General features: G+C 59.9%; 17 protein-coding genes. 2 read left to right on the forward strand and 15 right to left on the reverse strand.

From position 1 onward, the window contains the following. Positions 1-7: 7 nt before the first annotated feature. From AC4IHP_RS20350 to AC4IHP_RS20375, 6 genes are read right to left on the reverse strand one after another with little or no spacing between them, the layout of a single operon-like run. Positions 8-409: a type IV pilin protein gene (locus tag AC4IHP_RS20350; protein WP_490832584.1), complete on the reverse strand. Its 402-nt coding sequence runs from the start codon at positions 407-409 to the stop codon at positions 8-10. 15 nt (positions 410-424) lie between these two features. Next, positions 425-3,514: a pilus assembly protein gene (locus AC4IHP_RS20355; RefSeq protein ID WP_490832585.1), complete on the reverse strand. Its 3,090-nt coding sequence runs from the start codon at positions 3,512-3,514 to the stop codon at positions 425-427. Beyond that, positions 3,501-3,980 (reverse strand): pilus assembly PilX family protein, encoded by a 480-nt coding sequence (locus AC4IHP_RS20360; protein WP_016773134.1) that lies wholly within the window; start codon positions 3,978-3,980, stop codon positions 3,501-3,503. The genes AC4IHP_RS20355 and AC4IHP_RS20360 overlap by 14 nt, the downstream gene beginning before the upstream one ends. Positions 3,981-3,990: 10 nt before the next feature. Then, on the reverse strand, positions 3,991-4,704 hold the full coding sequence (locus AC4IHP_RS20365) for a PilW family protein (protein WP_490832586.1): 714 nt from the start codon (positions 4,702-4,704) through the stop codon (positions 3,991-3,993). Beyond that, positions 4,701-5,150, reverse strand: a complete 450-nt coding sequence (pilV, locus tag AC4IHP_RS20370) for a type IV pilus modification protein PilV (protein ID WP_460121548.1) — start codon at positions 5,148-5,150, stop codon at positions 4,701-4,703. The genes AC4IHP_RS20365 and pilV overlap by 4 nt, the downstream gene beginning before the upstream one ends. After that, on the reverse strand, positions 5,147-5,620 hold the full coding sequence (locus tag AC4IHP_RS20375) for a GspH/FimT family pseudopilin (protein WP_064364110.1): 474 nt from the start codon (positions 5,618-5,620) through the stop codon (positions 5,147-5,149). Before AC4IHP_RS20375 ends, pilV begins: the two co-directional genes overlap by 4 nt. A 130-nt stretch (positions 5,621-5,750) precedes the next feature. On the opposite strand from AC4IHP_RS20375, the gene AC4IHP_RS20380 reads away from it, so the two are divergent. Then, positions 5,751-6,320, forward strand: coding sequence for a GspH/FimT family pseudopilin (locus AC4IHP_RS20380; protein WP_490832587.1), 570 nt, complete (start codon positions 5,751-5,753; stop codon positions 6,318-6,320). On the opposite strand, the gene ispH is transcribed toward AC4IHP_RS20380, so the two are convergent. From ispH to murJ, 6 genes are all read right to left on the reverse strand, one after another. Then, entirely contained in the window at positions 6,277-7,221 is a 945-nt protein-coding gene (ispH, locus tag AC4IHP_RS20385; protein WP_490832588.1) for a 4-hydroxy-3-methylbut-2-enyl diphosphate reductase, read from the reverse strand. The genes AC4IHP_RS20380 and ispH overlap by 44 nt on opposite strands. 152 nt (positions 7,222-7,373) lie before the next feature. Continuing rightward, on the reverse strand, positions 7,374-7,826 hold the full coding sequence (gene fkpB, locus AC4IHP_RS20390; RefSeq protein WP_064364108.1) for an FKBP-type peptidyl-prolyl cis-trans isomerase: 453 nt from the start codon (positions 7,824-7,826) through the stop codon (positions 7,374-7,376). Continuing rightward, positions 7,819-8,331, reverse strand: coding sequence for a signal peptidase II (gene lspA / locus AC4IHP_RS20395; RefSeq protein ID WP_039761690.1), 513 nt, complete (start codon positions 8,329-8,331; stop codon positions 7,819-7,821). Before lspA ends, fkpB begins: the two co-directional genes overlap by 8 nt. Beyond that, positions 8,324-11,155 (reverse strand): isoleucine--tRNA ligase, encoded by a 2,832-nt coding sequence (gene ileS / locus AC4IHP_RS20400; RefSeq protein WP_073475512.1) that lies wholly within the window; start codon positions 11,153-11,155, stop codon positions 8,324-8,326. The genes lspA and ileS overlap by 8 nt, the downstream gene beginning before the upstream one ends. A 13-nt stretch (positions 11,156-11,168) precedes the next feature. Next, positions 11,169-12,107, reverse strand: coding sequence for a bifunctional riboflavin kinase/FAD synthetase (gene ribF, locus AC4IHP_RS20405; RefSeq protein ID WP_016773125.1), 939 nt, complete (start codon positions 12,105-12,107; stop codon positions 11,169-11,171). Between the two features lie 129 nt (positions 12,108-12,236). Beyond that, a complete protein-coding gene (murJ, locus tag AC4IHP_RS20410; RefSeq protein WP_490832589.1) occupies positions 12,237-13,775 on the reverse strand; it encodes a murein biosynthesis integral membrane protein MurJ in 1,539 nt (512 codons plus the stop codon). A 252-nt stretch (positions 13,776-14,027) separates the two neighbouring features. Here murJ and rpsT point away from each other — a divergent pair, with 252 nt between their 5' ends. Further along, positions 14,028-14,300: a 30S ribosomal protein S20 gene (rpsT, locus tag AC4IHP_RS20415; protein WP_003228351.1), complete on the forward strand. Its 273-nt coding sequence runs from the start codon at positions 14,028-14,030 to the stop codon at positions 14,298-14,300. Positions 14,301-14,485: 185 nt separating this feature from the next. Here the strand turns inward: rpsT and AC4IHP_RS20420 are convergent, their stop codons facing one another. The 3 genes from AC4IHP_RS20420 to cgtA form a co-directional block, all read right to left on the reverse strand. Beyond that, positions 14,486-14,953 (reverse strand): CreA family protein, encoded by a 468-nt coding sequence (locus AC4IHP_RS20420; protein WP_041477794.1) that lies wholly within the window; start codon positions 14,951-14,953, stop codon positions 14,486-14,488. Between the two features lie 10 nt (positions 14,954-14,963). Beyond that, the gene (gene proB / locus AC4IHP_RS20425) at positions 14,964-16,082 is read right to left on the reverse strand and encodes a glutamate 5-kinase (protein WP_490832590.1); all 1,119 of its coding nucleotides are present in this window, start codon (positions 16,080-16,082) and stop codon (positions 14,964-14,966) included. Positions 16,083-16,219: 137 nt separating this feature from the next. Then, positions 16,220-17,443 (reverse strand): Obg family GTPase CgtA, encoded by a 1,224-nt coding sequence (cgtA, locus tag AC4IHP_RS20430; protein WP_016773122.1) that lies wholly within the window; start codon positions 17,441-17,443, stop codon positions 16,220-16,222. Positions 17,444-17,502 lie beyond the last annotated feature (59 nt).

The following is a 17,502-nucleotide window of genomic DNA, read 5'->3' on the forward strand; positions in this document are numbered from 1 at the left end:
GAATGCGTCAGCGGCCCCAGCAATCCTTGGCGGTCACTCCGGTGGTCGCGTTGTTCATGCTTCGTACGCCGGTGTTGGTCAGGGTGAAATCCCCGCATTTGTCGGTCGCCATGGCCGAGCCGGTTTTACGCAGCGCGGTGAGCACAAAGCTCTGGTCGGTCAGCGTCGGGGTGATGGTGTAGAAATCATTGCCCGTGCTCAGCCCGGTGACGCCGGTGTAGACATTGTTACGGGTGTAGAAGCGTTCGAGGGTCTGCGCCTGCTCCGAGAGCAGCGAAACCACTTCGGCGCGACGGTCCTTCTTCACGTATTCGTTGTAGCTGGGAATGCTGATGGTGAGGATGATCCCGATAATCGCGATAACGATCATGATCTCGATCAGGGTAAAACCTCGGCTGGTTCTGCGCATGCCTCAAATTCTCGCTTACTGGATTTGTCGCCACATGATACGACGGCTGCCGCCGCCACCTTTTTCCACAATGACCGTGACCGCGCCGCTGGTGTCAGTCGTGCCCTTGCGCTCGCCGTTAGCGGAGATGAAGTTCAGGGTCGGAATGCCGCCGGTAAAAATCACGCCACTGGATATCATGTCATTGCTGTCGACCAAACGGTCGCCAGTGGTGTCAATCACGGCGTAGTTGAGCATCTTACCGTTGAACGCATCGAGTTCGACCAGTCGGCCCGTACCAAAGCTCGAACAAGGGTCGGTGGTATCGACGCTGGCGGTGGTAAAAACGACTCGCCCCAGCACAATGCTGGCCTGGTTGATCACTCGCTCGCCGGTCAGCACGTTGTTGTACACCAGCGGCAAATACCAGCCTTTTTCTCCCGGATACGTCGTTTCATTCTGGCTGGTGGTCAAGAACTGCCCGGAACTGCCGGAGAACGAACCGGTGATCGCCTGCGCCTGCAAGCTGCTGACGGTGATTTGTCCGGCCCCACCCTCTGCATCCCAGATTGAATAGAACGCCTGCAGATCCTTATTGCTCTTGTCGGCAGTTTCGTTGAACTTGCCGGTGCCAAAGAACACCTGTTTGCCGCCCTGTGGGTTATCCGCCAGCAGCGGTTGCGCGGTGATCGGCTGCGTTGCCCCACCCGGGGCGGTGAACAAAGGCTTGCCGGCAAATGCCACGCCCCAGCTTTCTGCCCCGGGTGCGCTCAAGTCGAATTTCCACATACGCCCCTTCAGGTCGCCACCGTAGGCAGCCTGCACCACGTTCGAGGAATTGACCCTGAGCTCCACAGATGACAGACCGTTGCTGGTTTCCGTACTGTCAATGACGATTTTCCTGATCAGCGAACCATCCAGCGCATCCAGCACATACAACGCTGCAACCCCCGAATTGCTGCCGTAGCCATTGGCGATGAAAGTCGCCCAGCGACCGTTGGCCAAGCGTGCCACTGCCGGACGCGCGTAGGCGTAACCCAGATCATTGAAAGCGTTCGACGTGTTGGCCGTGGCCGGCGCACTGACCTCCCACAATGCCTTGATGACATTGCCCGCCGAGGCATCGAACAGTTGCAGCCCATAGAAGGTTTTGCCACCGGCCCCCGTTCCGCCAATGGCTAACGTTTTCCAAGTAGTGCCAGCCTGCGCATCGAACACGCCGACCTGACCGTCCACCAGAAACTTGTGGCTGACGCCGTTGACGTAGTTGGCGTCAGCAATTAGCCGCAAGGAAGGCAGCACGCTGGAGGGCATGTAGGCATAACGGCGGGTGCCGTTCGCCGAATTGATCACGTTGACGAAACCGTCGTTGGCGTTCACCACCAGGCTGGTATTCATGTTCGCAGCCTTGGTGGTCAGGTAGTTGGTGTAACTGCTGTCACCCGTCAGATCGGATGCGGTCTTGTCCGAAGGCGACGCGAGTACCAGTGGCGAATTGATGATGTCGCCGAGCAGCGCAGTGCGCACTTTGAGCCCGGCCTTGTTGGTCCCTTTGCTCCACTCCAGCAGATCATTGCCGTTGATGCCGCTGGGCAACCCCTGATTCAGCGTAGTCTGCTGCGCCGGGGAAAAGTTGAGGAGTGCCAGGGCAATGGGCGTGTTGCTCGCGGTGTTCCATGACTGGAAAATCGGCGCGGTGGCAGAGGGCACGATAGTGGTGTCGGTCGACCATTGCGCCGCCGAGGTATTCACCGTGCCTGTCGAGGTAAAGCCGAACGACCTGATCGTGCCGCGCCAATCCTTGGGATCGTAAGTGGTCTGGTAGAAACTGCTGCCACTGGTCAACGTACTGCTGCTGGCGACGCCGGCACCACCGGAGCCGGCCTTGGAAGTGATATCGCTCAGTGCCGACGATAACGCCGCATTGAGCCCGGAGCTGTCGGTCGCCTGGTAATACCTGCCCTGCCCATAACTGGCGGCGTCGGACAACATGTCGTTGTCCGCAGCGAAACCGACGGTGTAGGTGTTCATATACTGCCGGGGAAAATCCACCGCATTCCAGCTCTTGCCGGCGGCGTCGGTGCCGGTCGAGCGCATGTCGATGTCGAAGGCGAATTTGGCAATGTCATCCAGATACAGGGTGTCACCTTCGCCGTCACCGTTGAGGTTGTCGCCATCGTTATTCACGCCATCCCAGTTTGGTAGCCGACTGCCTCCCAGCGGATCGTTGGTCGGGAAGGTACGGTCATAGGTCGGCAAGCCATCGGTAATCACCACGCCGTAGTTTTTCTGGCAGCGATATTGGATCGGGCTGGTATAGGTCGCCGGCGCGCCGTTGTAGTAAGGCGCCAGGCCGCGCATGTAGCGCGTGACTTCGTAGTAGCTCTCGGCCAACGGCGTGTTGGCCACAGCGTTCAGGCCGTTGATCGATGAAATCAGCGCGTTGTAGTTAGTGTCTGCCTGGGCCTGGGTGACGCTGCCCGCGACTGGTGACAAATCGGTGATCGAGCGAGCGATAAACCCGCCGTTGCCCGGGTTGCTGCTGGTCGCCGGATTGAATGTCGACAGGCCCATGCGCAAGGTGCGGTTGCTGCTCACCAGCGCGGTGGAAACGTTGCGCGCCACGTTCATCCGGTAATCGTTGGGAATCGCCCCAGCGGTGAAGTCGCGGGTGCCGTTGCTGATGGCCAGGCTGACTATGTAGGAAATGTAATCGGCGGAATAGCGAGTGTTCTCGTTGCCTACCGGGTCGGGCAGTTTCAGACATAACGGCGCCACACTGTTGTTGTAGAACGCGTAGGCGCCTCCAGAGCAGCCGGAGGTTGGCAGGCTCGATAGAAATACTGTGTCGCCGGTAATCTGCGGCGCATTGAGTGCAGAGCACAAGCCGAGGAAGGCATTGCACTGCCGGGCGGGAGTGCGGTTGACGTTCGGGTCGAATCCGGCGGCGTAGATGATGCTGTTCATGCTCCCAGAGTCGTCGATCAGCAGCATCACGTTCGGCGCCACCGCTGCCGCGCTCAGCAGCGGCGAATCAGACGGCGTGAACGCCCAGGCCGGCGCCGCCAGATAGAAACTCAGCAGCATGCCGATCAGCAGCGACCCGCCGCGCTCAATACTTCGCATAGACACTCTCCACCACGCTACGCGAATTGCCGGCGATGCCGACCGCAGTCACTCGATACAAGGTTGCCGAAGTGTTGCTCGGCACGTTCACCGCTGTCAGGGTCGTGCCGATGTTCTGCACGCCATAAAAGCCATTACCGGCAGCGATCCAGGTCACCCCGGAGGTCGAATTGAAACCGGCCGAGCTGACTGATGACGATTCAGCCGGCGGCAGACATTGGCTCGTGCCGCTGCACACCGCCAACGAGTAACTGTCCAGTTGCACTGCGCTTTCACCGACACGCAATGCCGCTTCGGCCGCCTGAAACGATTGATTGCGCAGGCTGACGCTGCCGGCCATTTTCTCTTGCAGGTTGGCGCTCTGCATCGAGGATAAACCGATCAATGTGAGCAACAGCAGAAACACCAGGCTCACCAACAGGACCATGCCGCGCTGGGCCTGACGTTGTTGCAGGGAAATCCTCATCGCCGCCCCCTCATGGCAAGCGGTTGCGCAATGCCGCAACCACGTTGAAGGTTTGATTGCGCACCCGATTGTTCGGGTCGGTGAGGGTCAGGCTCAGGCGCACACTGCGGATGCGCGCGGGATCGCCGGGGTTGCTGCTGTAAGTGGAGGCCGCCACGTCGGTCGCCGAGCTGGCAAGACCAAAAGTGACGTTGAAGGCGCTGACGTTGTTCACCAGCACTTGCTGCGCCGGATTGCCGCTGCCAGTGCCCATGAGGATCTGGTTATTGCTGAAGCTGTAGATCAGACGGCGGATCGGGAACGCGATCTGGCCCGTGGTCGGGCTGCGCAATCCAGTGTAGGCGACCGCACTGTTGCGACAATCGGAAACCACCGTCCAGGTTGGCGTCCCTCCCCCGCTACCGACATCAGCAGTGACCAGGGTCAATTTCAGATTGGCGTTATCCCAATTGATCGGGGCGATCTGCGCAGCGTTGAAATCCCCTGCCGAACTGGAGTCAACGATGGTGCCGAGACAGCCGAACATGCCGACCATGCGAATTTCCTGAATCATTTTGCTCAAGACAAAGCGCGCATCTTCCTGCATCGCTGCGGCGCTGTTCTGACTGACGTAAGTGTTTTTCGCGGCGATGAAAATCTGTACCACACCGAGTACGACGATCAGCCCCAAAGCCAGAGCAATCAGCAACTCGATCAGGCCGAAACCACGGCTGGAACGCTTCATGGTGTGGCCACCGGATCGACCGCCGCCCGGCTGGTCAGAACGAAACTGCGCTGGGCACTGGCAGCGTTCGCCGCGCGCGCATCGCTCCAGGTAATGGTGATGGTGTAGACCCGTTGATTGAGGGTGATGTTGCCCGTCGCGGTCGGGCCGCCGAAGTTGGCGATATTGGTGGTGAAGTCGTAGAGATCCTGATCCCGAGCAACACTGAGGTTGCCCGAGGTCGGCGGCGTGACGGTGTAGTTGGCGCCAGAGTTGGCGCGAATGCGATCCATCATGTCATAGGCAATGAAGCTCGCCTGACTGGTCATCCGCGAACTGTCGGTGTACTTCAGCGCATTGAGCTGCACCGCTGCTGCGCCCAACAGCCCGACGGTGAGAATCAGCAACGCGACCAGCACTTCGATCAGCGTCATGCCCTCCTGTGCGACTTTGCTCCCTGCCCTCATCCGCAATTTCCACCCAATTGAATGCGTCCGTTCAAACACACGTTCAGCGTCCTGCTTTGCGTGCCCAGCGTGTAACCGATGACCACCGCCGTCGACGGTGCCGCCAGACCACCAAGATTGTTGAAATCCAGTGCGGTCACTCCTGAGGGTAGCGTCAGAGTCGCGCCACTGCTCATTGCTGGAACAACCCGCAACACATTGGCCGGATTGCCAGTGCTGTCGTAGACCGCCAGCTCTCCGGTCCAGACACTGCCGCCAGCGGTCGGACGCAGACGCGTGGTCACGCCACGATTGATCGCTTCGAGCCGGGCGAAATTGATTGCCCGCTGCAAGTCACCGACTTCAGTATCTGCCTTGCTGCTCTGGATCGTACGGGTAAAGGCCGGCACCGCCAGCGTGATCAGTACCAGGAACACCGCGATGGCGACCAGCAACTCGACCAGCGTGAAACCTTTTGTACGAAGATCCATCGATGCCCTCCGTTGCTGTCGGCTATACCTGCTTTTACACGCTAGAACATTCGCTCGGCACGCGCCGACTGATTTGCCCTGCGCGGCGCACGGATTGCGCTGCTCAAACCATTCCACGGAGGGATTTTTCATGCCGCAACACGGTTTCAGCCTGATTGAACTGCTTATGGGACTGGCAATTGGCGCAATTGTTCTGCTGCTGGTCAGCCCGGCGTTCGCTGCGCTCAAGCAAGCGACTCACCGCGATCACGCAGCGCAGTCGCTACTCGAAGGTATCCGCCACGCTCGCACCTTGGCCATTACGCACAATCAGAGCGTGGTGATCCACGGCATCGGCGGTGACTGGAGTCAGGGTTGGCGGATCATTCTGGATCGAAGCGGCAAGGGGCCGGAGGACAGCAGCAATCCGCTGCTGGTTGAACGCGCCAGTGAGGCGAAGGTGCCGATTGTCGGCAACTGGTGGGTGAGCCGCTATGTGCGCTTCAGTCATCTGGGGCAGCCGCTGATGCCGGGGCGGCGATTTCAGGCGGGGACGATACACATCTGCTCGCCGCGCGAACCGGTCAGCCAGCGCCAGATCGTGCTGGCCGCGACCGGTCGCGTGCGCCTGAGCAGTCAGGAAACCGAGCAGGCGCTGTGCGACAAAAACAGAAGCGTCAGATCGAACGGACGCGCAGCTCTTTCGGCATCGAGAACGTGATGTTCTCTTCACGGCCGGCCAACTCATCGGCACCGGTCGCGCCCCAGGCCTGCAATTGCTGGATCACGCCCCGGACCAGCACTTCCGGCGCCGAGGCGCCAGCGGTGATGCCGATACGCTCGACGCCGGCGAACCAGCTTTCTTGCAGGTCTTCGGCACCGTCGATCAGATAGGCCGGGGTCGCCATGCGCTCAGCCAGTTCACGCAGACGGTTGGAGTTGGAACTGTTCGGGCTGCCGACCACCAGCACTACGTCGCACTCGTCGGCCAGTTGCTTGACGGCGTCCTGACGGTTTTGTGTGGCGTAGCAGATGTCGTCCTTGCGCGGACCACCGATCGCCGGGAAGCGCGTGCGCAGGGCATCGATCACACGGCTGGTGTCGTCCATCGACAAGGTTGTCTGGGTGACGAAGGCGAGTCTTTCCGGATCGCGCACCTGCAACTCGGCCACGTCCTTTTCGTCTTCGACGAGGTAGATCGCACCGCCATTGCTGGCATCGTACTGGCCCATGGTGCCTTCGACTTCCGGGTGACCGGCGTGGCCGATCAGGATGCATTCACGACCGTCGCGGCTGTATTTGGCCACCTCGATGTGCACCTTGGTCACCAGCGGGCAGGTTGCATCGAAAACCTTCAGGCCACGACCGGCGGCTTCGTTGCGCACGGCTTGCGAAACACCGTGGGCACTGAAGATGACGATCACGTCATCGGGCACCTGATCGAGCTCTTCGACGAAAATCGCGCCACGGCTGCGCAGGTCTTCGACGACGAACTTGTTGTGCACCACTTCATGACGCACATAGATCGGTGGCCCGAAGACTTCCAGGGCGCGGTTGACGATTTCGATCGCCCGGTCCACACCGGCGCAGAAGCCACGGGGGTTGGCGAGTTTGATTTGCATGCTGTGCCTCGTGTCTTGCGCGCGAAAACAATGGAAAACAGACTGTGGGAGCGAGCCTGCTCGCGAAGGGGCCATCACCTGCAACATTTCTGTTGATTGACACACCGCTTTCGCGAGCAGGCTCGCTCCCACATTTGACCTTATACAGTCAGTTATAGCGCTTTGACGGAAATGATTTCCACGTCAAAGGTCAGCGTCTTGCCGGCCAGCGGGTGGTTGAAGTCGACGGTCACTTGCGTGTCGTCGAACTCTTTCACCACACCTGGCAATTCAGTATTGGCCGCATCGTTGAAGATCACCAGCAGACCCGGTGACAACTCCATGTCGGTGAACTGCGAACGCGGGATGGTCTGCACGTTCTGCGGGTTCGGCTGACCGAAGGCGTTTTCCGGCTCAACGGTCAGGGTGCGCTTGTCACCGGCCTTGAAGCCGAACAGTGCGGCTTCGAAACCCGGCAGCAGGTTGCCATCGCCGACCTTGAACGTCGCCGGGGCCTTGTCGAAGGTACTGTCGACGGTGTCACCGTTTTCCAGGCGCAAGGCAAAGTGCAGAGTGACTTCGGTGTTCTGGCCGATGCGTTGCTCAGTCGATAGCGGTTCAGTCATGAGCAGCCTCTTCGGTTTTCTTCGATTTGAACATGTCCAGTGCCAGCATGATCGCGCCAACGGTGATCGCGCTGTCGGCAATGTTGAACGCCGGGAAATACCAGCGGTTCTGCCAGTGCACCAGGATGAAGTCGATCACATGGCCCAGGGCAACGCGGTCATACAGGTTGCCCAGCGCACCACCCAGCACCAGCGCCAGGGCGACGGCCAGCCAGGTGTCGTTGCGGCCCAGGCGCTTGAGCCAGACCACTAGCACGGCACTGACCACAATCGCGATCAGCGCAAAGAGCCAGCGCTGCCAGCCGGAGCTGTCCGCGAGGAAGCTGAAGGCAGCGCCAGTGTTGTAGGCCAGAGTCCAGCTGAACAGATCGGGAATGATCACGATCTGCTGGAACATTTCGAGCCTGGCTTCGAAGTAGAACTTGCTGGCCTGGTCAATGACCAGAACCAGCAGGCTCAACCACAGCCAGCTCAGCCGTCCGAAACGGCCAATGGCATCAGGCATAGTGACGAACCTCGCCAGCGCCGCTGATGTTGTCGACGCAACGCCCGCAGATTTCCGGATGCTCCGGGTTCACGCCGACGTCTTCGCGGCAATGCCAGCAACGTGCGCATTTCGGGAACGCCGATTTGACGATCTTCAGTTTCAGACCGCTGACTTCGGTGGCCACTGCATCGGCCGGAGCCTGCACGAATGGCGCAACGCTGGCAGTCGAGGTGATCAGGACAAAGCGCAGCTCGTTGCTCAGCTTGGCCAGGTCGGCGCTCAGCGCCTCTTCGGCAAACAGCGTCACTTCGGCCTGCAGGTTGCCACCGACAGCTTTCGCCGCACGCTGGATTTCCATCTCTTTGTTGACCGCGACTTTCACTTCCATGATGCGATCCCAGTAGGCGCGACCCAGCTCGAAGCCTTCCGGCAGCTCGGTCAGGCCTTCGTACCAGGTGTTCAGCATGACCGACTCGTTACGCTCCCCCGGCAGGTATTGCCACAGCTCATCGGCAGTGAAAGCGAGGATCGGCGCGATCCAGCGCACCAGCGCCTCGGAGATGTGGAACAGCGCGGTCTGGCACGAGCGACGGGCCTTGCTGTCGGCGCCGGTGGTGTACTGGCGGTCCTTGATGATGTCGAGGTAGAAACCACCCAGCTCCTGCACGCAGAAGTTGTGGATCTTCGAGTACACGTTCCAGAAACGGTATTCGCCGTAGTGCTCTTGCAACTCGCGTTGCAGCAGCAGCGTACGATCCACCGCCCAGCGATCCAGCGCCAGCATGTCTTCGGCCGGCAGCAGGTCGGTGGCCGGATTGAAACCGGTCAGGTTGGAAAGCAGGAAGCGCGCGGTGTTACGGATACGACGGTAGGCATCCGCGCTGCGCTGCAGAATCTGCTCGGAGACCGCCATTTCGCCGGAGTAGTCGGTCGAAGCGACCCACAGACGCATGATGTCAGCGCCCAGGGTGTCGTTGACCTTCTGCGGCGCGATCACGTTGCCCAGCGACTTGGACATCTTGCGGCCGGACTCATCGACGGTGAAACCGTGAGTCAGCAGCTCGCGGTAAGGCGCGTGGTTGTCGATGGCGCAACCGGTCAGCAGGGACGAGTGGAACCAGCCACGGTGCTGGTCGGAACCTTCCAGGTACAGGTCGGCACGCGGGCCGCTTTCGTGGCCCATCGGGTGCGAACCGCGCAGGACGTGCCAGTGCGTGGTGCCCGAGTCGAACCAGACGTCGAGGGTGTCGCTGATCTTGTCGTACTGCGGCGCTTCATCACCGAGCAACTCGGCAGCGTCGAGTTTGAACCAGGCTTCGATGCCTTCGACTTCAACGCGTTTGGCGACTTCCTCCATCAGCTCGACGGTACGCGGGTGCAGCTCGCCGCTTTCCTTGTTGAGGAAGAACGGGATCGGCACGCCCCAGTTGCGCTGACGCGAGATGCACCAGTCCGGACGGTTGGCGATCATCGAGTGCAAACGCGCCTGGCCCCAGGCGGGAACGAACTTGGTGTCTTCGATGGCCTTGAGCGAGCGTACGCGCAGGGTGTCGCCGCTGGTTGGCTCTTTGTCCATGCCGATGAACCACTGCGCGGTGGCGCGGTAGATCAGCGGGGTCTTGTGGCGCCAGCAGTGCATGTAGCTGTGTTCGATGACGGTGGTGTGCATCAGCGCACCGACTTCGGTCAGTTTTTCGACGATGGCCGGGTTGGCCTTCCAGATGAACTGGCCGCCGAAGAATTCCAGCGACGGCACGTACACGCCGTTGCTCTGCACCGGGTTGAGGATGTCGTCGTTGACCATGCCGTATTTCTTGCAGGTCACGAAGTCATCCACGCCGTAGGCCGGGGCGGAGTGAACCACGCCGGTGCCAGCGCCCAGTTCGACGTAGTCAGCCAGGTACACCGGCGACAGACGATCGTAGAACGGGTGACGGAAGTTGATCAGCTCAAGTTCTTTACCGGTGGTGGTGGCGATGACCGAACCTTCCACGCCATAGCGCGCCAGGCAGGCTTCGACCAGCTCTTCAGCCAGCACCAGCAGCTTGTCGCCGATATCGACCAGGGCGTAGTTGAATTCCGGGTGCACGTTCAGCGCCTGGTTGGCCGGGATGGTCCACGGGGTAGTGGTCCAGATCACGATCGCAGCAGGTTTGCTCAGCGAGGCCAGACCGAACGCGGCAGCCAGTTTGGCTTCATCAGCGATCGGGAACGCGACGTCGATGGTCGAGGACTTCTTGTTCTCGTACTCGACTTCAGCTTCAGCCAGCGCCGAACCGCAATCGAAGCACCAGTTCACGGGCTTGAGGCCCTTGAAGACGAAACCGCCCTTGACGATTTCAGCGAGGGCGCGGATTTCACCGGCCTCGTTCTTGAAGTCCATGGTCTTGTATGGATTGGCGAAATCGCCCAACACACCGAGACGGATGAACTCGGACTTCTGCCCTTCGATCTGCTCGGTGGCGTAGGCACGGCACAGCTCGCGGGTTTTATCCGCGCCGAGGTTCTTGCCGTGGGTCACTTCAACCTTGTGCTCGATCGGCAGGCCATGGCAGTCCCAGCCCGGGACGTACGGCGCGTCGAAACCCGACAGGGTCTTCGAGCGAATGATCATGTCCTTGAGAATCTTGTTCAGTGCGTGACCGATGTGGATCGTGCCGTTGGCGTACGGAGGGCCGTCGTGCAGGACGAACTTCGGACGATCCTTGCCAATCTCGCGCAACTTTCCGTACAGGCCAATACTGTCCCAGCGCTGCAGGATCTGCGGTTCGCGCTGTGGCAGGCCGGCCTTCATTGGGAAGGCGGTGTCCGGAAGGTTTAGCGTGGCTTTATAGTCGGTCATTTAAGGCTCTTCATTAGCGATGGGCGCTAGGTGCGGCTAGTGCACGGGCGGTGGCGACATCCGCATTGATCGCCGTTTTCAATGCCTCCAGAGAGGCGAAGCGCTGCTCTTCACGCAGCTTTTGGTGGAAAACCACCGTCAAACGCCGGTCATACAGATCGCCGGCAAAATCTAACAAATGGACCTCGAGGTGGGCTTTGCCATCCCCTTGCACCGTGGGACGCACGCCAATATTGGCGACACCGGGCCAGGTCTTGCCGTCGATGTCCACATTCACCAGATAGACCCCGGTGAACGGCACGCGACGACGCTTGAGTTGAATATTGGCAGTGGGCGTTCCCAATTGCCGGGCCAGTTTCTGGCCATGCAGTACGCGCCCGGCGATGCGGTACGGACGGCCGAGCAAGCGTTCGGCCAAGGCAAAATCGGCCGCAGCCAAGGCGTTGCGCACCTGCGTGCTGCTGACGCGAATGCCGTCCAGCTCGACGGTTTGCGCGGCTTCGACGGTGAAACCGTGAACCTGCCCGGCCTGCATCAGAAAATCGAAATCGCCGAGGCGGTCGCAACCGAAACGGAAATCGTCACCGACCTCCAGATGCTGCACGCCGAGGCCATCAACGAGGATGGTGTCGACAAACTCACTGGCGCTGAGCTTGCTCAAGCGCTGGTTGAAGGCCAGGCACAAGACCCGGTCGACGCCTTCAGCGGCCAGCAGTTGCAGCTTGTCGCGCAACCGCGCCAGACGTGCCGGTGCGGTGTCGGGAGCAAAGAACTCCCGTGGCTGCGGCTCGAAAATCACCACGCAGCTGGGTACGCCCAACTCGAGCGCACGCTCACGCAGCCGGGCCAGGATAGCCTGGTGACCACGGTGAACACCGTCAAAGTTGCCAATAGTGGCGACGCAGCCCCGATGCTGGGGGCGCAAGTTGTGGAGGCCTCGAACCAGCTGCATAACGCGCTTCTTGCTCATAAAGTGGTCGATTATAACCACACCCGACGGCCGACGACAGGCAACACCGTAACGCAAAGTGAACGAGCCGACAAAACCGCCGGCTCATGCCTGCTCATGAAGGCTGAAACCTCAGCTCAAGGCCTTGCGATTGAAGTCGCGCAGACGGAAACCCAGCAGCAGCAACATACCGAAATACGCCACCACACCGGCCACCACCAGCGCGCCCAGACGCAGGAAGCGCTCGAGCATATGGCCCTCATCCCATGCCGGCATGAAATGCATGCCGGCCAGCAACACCGCCGACATCACGGTCACTGCAACCACCAGCTTGAAGCCGAATTTGCCCCAGCCCGGCTGCGGTTGATACATCTTCTGCTTGCGCAGTTGATAGAACAGCAGCCCGGCGTTTAGACAGGCGCCAGCACTGATCGCCAACGCAAGGCCGGCGTGGGCCAGCGGACCGATCAACGCCAGGTTGAACAACTGCGTGCAGACCAGCGTGAAAATTGCGATTTTCACCGGGGTGCGAATGTTCTGTTGCGCATAAAAGCCCGGCGCCAGCACTTTGATCACGATAATTCCGAGCAGGCCGACAGAATAGGCAATCAGCGCACGCTGGGTCATCTCGGCATCAAAGCCGCTGAACTGGCCATACTGGAACAACGAAACGGTCAACGGTTCGGCAAGTATCCCCAGCGCCAGCGCGCACGGCAGCACCAGCACAAAGCACAGGCGCAGCCCCCAATCGAGGATTCGCGAATACTCATGACGATCCTTGCTGGCGTAGGTCTTGGCCAGCGTCGGCAGCAGAATCGTGCCGAGTGCCACGCCCAACACGCCCGACGGCAACTCCATCAAACGGTCGGCGTAGTACATCCACGACACCGAGCCTGCGACCAGAAACGAGGCGAAGATGGTGTTGATAATCAGCGAAATCTGACTGACCGATACACCGAGGATGGCCGGCAGCATCTGCTTCATCACCCGCCACACGCCGCTGTCGCGCAGGTTCAGGCGCGGCAGCACCAGCATGCCGATCTTTTTCAGGTGTGGCAGTTGATAGAGTAATTGCGCCAGACCGCCGACCAATACCGCCCAGCCGAGCGCCATGACCGGTGGATCGAAGTAGGGCGTGAGGAACAGCGAAAACACGATCATGCTGACGTTGAGCAGAGTCGGCACGAAGGCCGGCACCGAGAAGCGGTTCCAGGTATTCAGAATCGCGCCGGCCAGCGAGGACAGCGAGATCAGCAATATATAAGGAAAGGTCACCCGCAACAGATCGGAGGTGAGCTGGAATTTTTCCGGGGTATCGGTGAAACCGGGGGCCGTGGCCCAGATCACCCAGGGCGCAGCGATCATGCCCAGCGCAGTCACAACCGCCAATACCAGCGTCAGCAGGCCCGACACATAGGCAATAAAGGTGCGCGTCGCCTCTTCGCCCTGCTGGCTTTTATATTCGGCCAGGATCGGCACGAACGCCTGGGAAAAAGCCCCTTCGGCAAAGATCCGCCGCAGCAGATTGGGCAGTTTGAACGCAATAAAGAAGGCATCCGTGGCCATCCCGGCGCCGAATGTTCGCGCGATCAGCGTGTCACGAAAAAAACCCAGAATCCGGGAAAGCATCGTGATAGAGCTGACGGCGGCCAACGATTTGAGCAGATTCATTGAGAGAGTTTGTGCCTGTCGATAAACAGCAGGCGAACAATGCGCCTACTTGTGCGATACTCCGCGCCGCAACAGCACAGAGCCAAAGCTCGCGAGTTTACAGGTCAAGCGCCGGAAATAAATATCCCGCCTCTTTATACCTACCACTTAGCGGAACGATTCAAGTGCCCTTGACAAGACAAGTCTTCATCGGCATGATTCGCGGCCTATTTTGTTTGCTATTTCCTAAAAAGTCTTTCGAGGAGCTCGACGGTGGCCAACTCACCTTCCGCCAAAAAACGTGCAAAACAGGCTGAGAAGCGTCGCAGCCACAACGCCAGCCTGCGTTCCATGGTTCGTACCTACATCAAGAATGTAGTTAAGGCCATCGACGCAAAAGACGCTGAAAAAGCTCAAGCTGCATACGTTCTGGCTGTGCCAGTTATCGACCGTATGGCCGATAAAGGCATCATCCACAAGAACAAGGCTGCTCGTCATAAGAGCCGTCTGAATGGCCACGTCAAAGCGCTGAAAGAAGCCGCTTAATCGACGTAGTCATTAAAAAACCGACCTCAGGGTCGGTTTTTTATTGCCTGTGATTTAACAAGCTTACGGGCAAAAAAATGTGGGAGCGAGCCTGCTCGCGAAGAGGTCACGTCAGTCGATACAAACATCAACTGACAGATCGCATTCGCGAGCGGGCTCGCTCCCACAGTTCGGATAGGTGGCACTTATTGCTGAACGGGCACCCACGGCAGGATCGGGATGGCCGTCACAGCATTCTGTGGGCTACCCTCGATCAAGCGATCGCTGTAGACCAGGTACACCAGCGTGTTGCGCTTCTTGTCGAGGAAACGCACCACCTGCATGGTCTTGAACACCAGCGAAGTGCGCTCCTTGAACACCTCATCGCCATCCTTCAGCTCACCCTTGAACTTGATCGGCCCGACCTGGCGACAGGCGATCGAGGCTTCGGCACGATCCTCTGCCAGACCAAGACCACCCTTCACTCCGCCAGTCTTGGCGCGCGACAGGTAGCAGGTCACACCTTCGACTTTCGGATCGTCGAAGGCCTCGACCACAATCCGGTCATTCGGCCCGACAAACTTGAACACGGTCGACACCTGACCGATTTCCTCGGCCGAGACCAGCAATGGCATGGCCATCAGCAAGCCCAACAATCCTTTCGCTACGCGCATCGAATTTTCCTTAGACCAGAATCAGGTTGTCACGGTGAACCAGTTCCGGCTCCGCCATGTAACCGAGCAAACCGACAATCGCATCCGACGACTGACCGATGATTTTTTGCGCCTCAAGGGCGCTGTAATTAGCCAGACCCCGAGCGATCTCCCGACCATCCGGGGCCACACAGACGACCATCTCACCACGACGGAAGCTGCCTTGAACCAGTTTCACCCCCACCGGCAGCAGACTTTTATTGCCCTTGGACAACGCCGACACCGCCCCCTCATCCAGCACCAGGGTGCCACGGGTTTGCAGATGCCCGGCCAGCCACTGCTTGCGCGCCGCAAGCATGCCACGCTCGGGCGACAGCAGCGTGCCGATGCGCTCGCCCGCCTTCAGACGATCGAGCACGCGCTCAAGGCGCCCGCCGACGATGATGGTGTGGGCACCGGAACGCGCCGCCAGACGCGCCGCGCGCAGCTTGGTCTGCATGCCGCCACGCCCCAGCGCCCCGCCGGTACCGCCCGCAATCGCATCAAGCGACGGATCATCGGCGCGCGCTTCGTAAATCAGCTGCGCATCGGGGTTATTGCGCGGGTCGGCGTCGAACATGCCATCGCGATCAGTGAGGATCACCAGCAGATCGGCCTCGACCAGGTTGGCCACCAGCGCCGCCAGCGTGTCGTTGTCGCCGAAACGGATTTCGTCGGTGACCACGGTGTCGTTTTCGTTGATCACCGGAATGACTTTCAGCTCGACCAGCGCACGCAAGGTACTGCGAGCATTCAGGTAGCGCTTGCGGTCGGACAGGTCGTCGTGGGTCAGGAGAATCTGCGCGGTGTGCCGGCCATGTTCGGCGAAGCTTGATTCCCAGGCCTGCACCAACCCCATCTGACCGATTGCAGCGGCCGCCTGAAGCTCGTGCATGGCACTGGGTCGCGCGGTCCAGCCCAAGCGGCTCATGCCGGCCGCCACCGCCCCGGAGGACACCAGCACCAGCTCGACGCCCGCTTCATGCAGCGCCACCATCTGCTCGACCCAGACACTCATTGCCGCGCGATCCAGCCCTTTGCCGTCAGCTGTCAGCAAAGCGCTGCCGATCTTCACGACCCAACGCTGCGCACCTGTCACCTTGCTCCGCATCATCTTCAACCTTAGCTTGAGGGCAGCGCGACCTGGCACTGCCCGTGACGTTAATCGTGGCGATTGCTGACCAACGATCGATTTCCGGATACTAAAACGCCGCTCGATTGAGCGGCGTTCAAGTTTATCGCAACGGATCAGTCACGCACGTAAATGATTTCCGGACCGTCTTCGTCATCCACATCTTCTTCATCCCAGTCATCGTCGCCGATGTCATGGACCGACTTCACGCCACTGCGACGCAGGGCACGCTTGTCGTCCAGCGCCTGCAACTGGGCGCGAGCTTCGTCTTCGATGCGCTGATCGAGATCGGCCAGCTCTTCCTTGTACGCAGGATCTGCGGCGAGACGATCGGCACGGTCTTCCATGTAACGCATGATGTCGTGGCACAGACGCTCGGTACCGATCTTGGCGATGGCCGAGATCACGTACACCGGACCGGTCCATTCAAGGCGATCGACGATTTCCTTGACGCGAGCATCGTGCTCTTCTTCAAGGATCTGGTCGCACTTGTTCAGCACCAGCCAGCGATCACGCTCGGCCAGCGACGGGCTGAATTTGATCAGCTCGTTGACGATCACTTCAGCTGCGTCCGGAGCACTGGAATCATCCAGCGGCGCCATGTCGACGAGGTGCAGCAGCAAACGCGTACGCGCCAGGTGCTTGAGGAAGCGAATGCCCAGGCCGGCACCGTCGGAAGCGCCTTCGATCAAGCCCGGAATGTCGGCAATGACGAAGCTCTTCCAGCGATCGACGCTGACCACACCGAGGTTCGGCACCAGCGTGGTGAACGGGTAGTCGGCGACTTTCGGCTTGGCGGCCGAGACCGAACGGATAAAGGTACTTTTACCGGCGTTCGGCAAACCCAGCAGACCGACGTCGGCCAGCACTTTCATTTCCAGTTTCAGGTCGCGCTGCTCGCCCGGCTTGCCTGGCGTGGTCTGACGCGGCGCACGGTTGGTACTGGATTTGAAACGGGTGTTGCCCAGACCGTGCCAGCCGCCCTGCACCACCATCAGTTTCTGACCAGCCTTGGTCAGGTCGCCGATGACTTCCTGGGTGGCGGAGTCGATCACGGTGGTGCCGACCGGCACACGCAGGATCAGGTCTTCGCCCTTCTTGCCGGTGCAGTCGGTGCTGCCACCGTTGGAGCCACGCTCGGCATCGAAGTGACGGGTGTAACGGTAGTCGACCAGGGTGTTGAGGTTTTCGTCGGCCATCATGTAGATGGAACCGCCGTCACCGCCATCACCGCCGTTCGGGCCGCCGTTTTCAATGAATTTTTCCCGACGGAAACTCATGGCACCGTTGCCACCGTCACCGGCCTTTACGCGAATCGATACTTCATCAACAAACTTCATAACCAACGCCTCTCGCCGTACGGACGAGCCGAAAAACAATCAAGACATAAGACTCTTGC

This window comes from Pseudomonas sp. UF-293, from assembly GCF_058245595.1.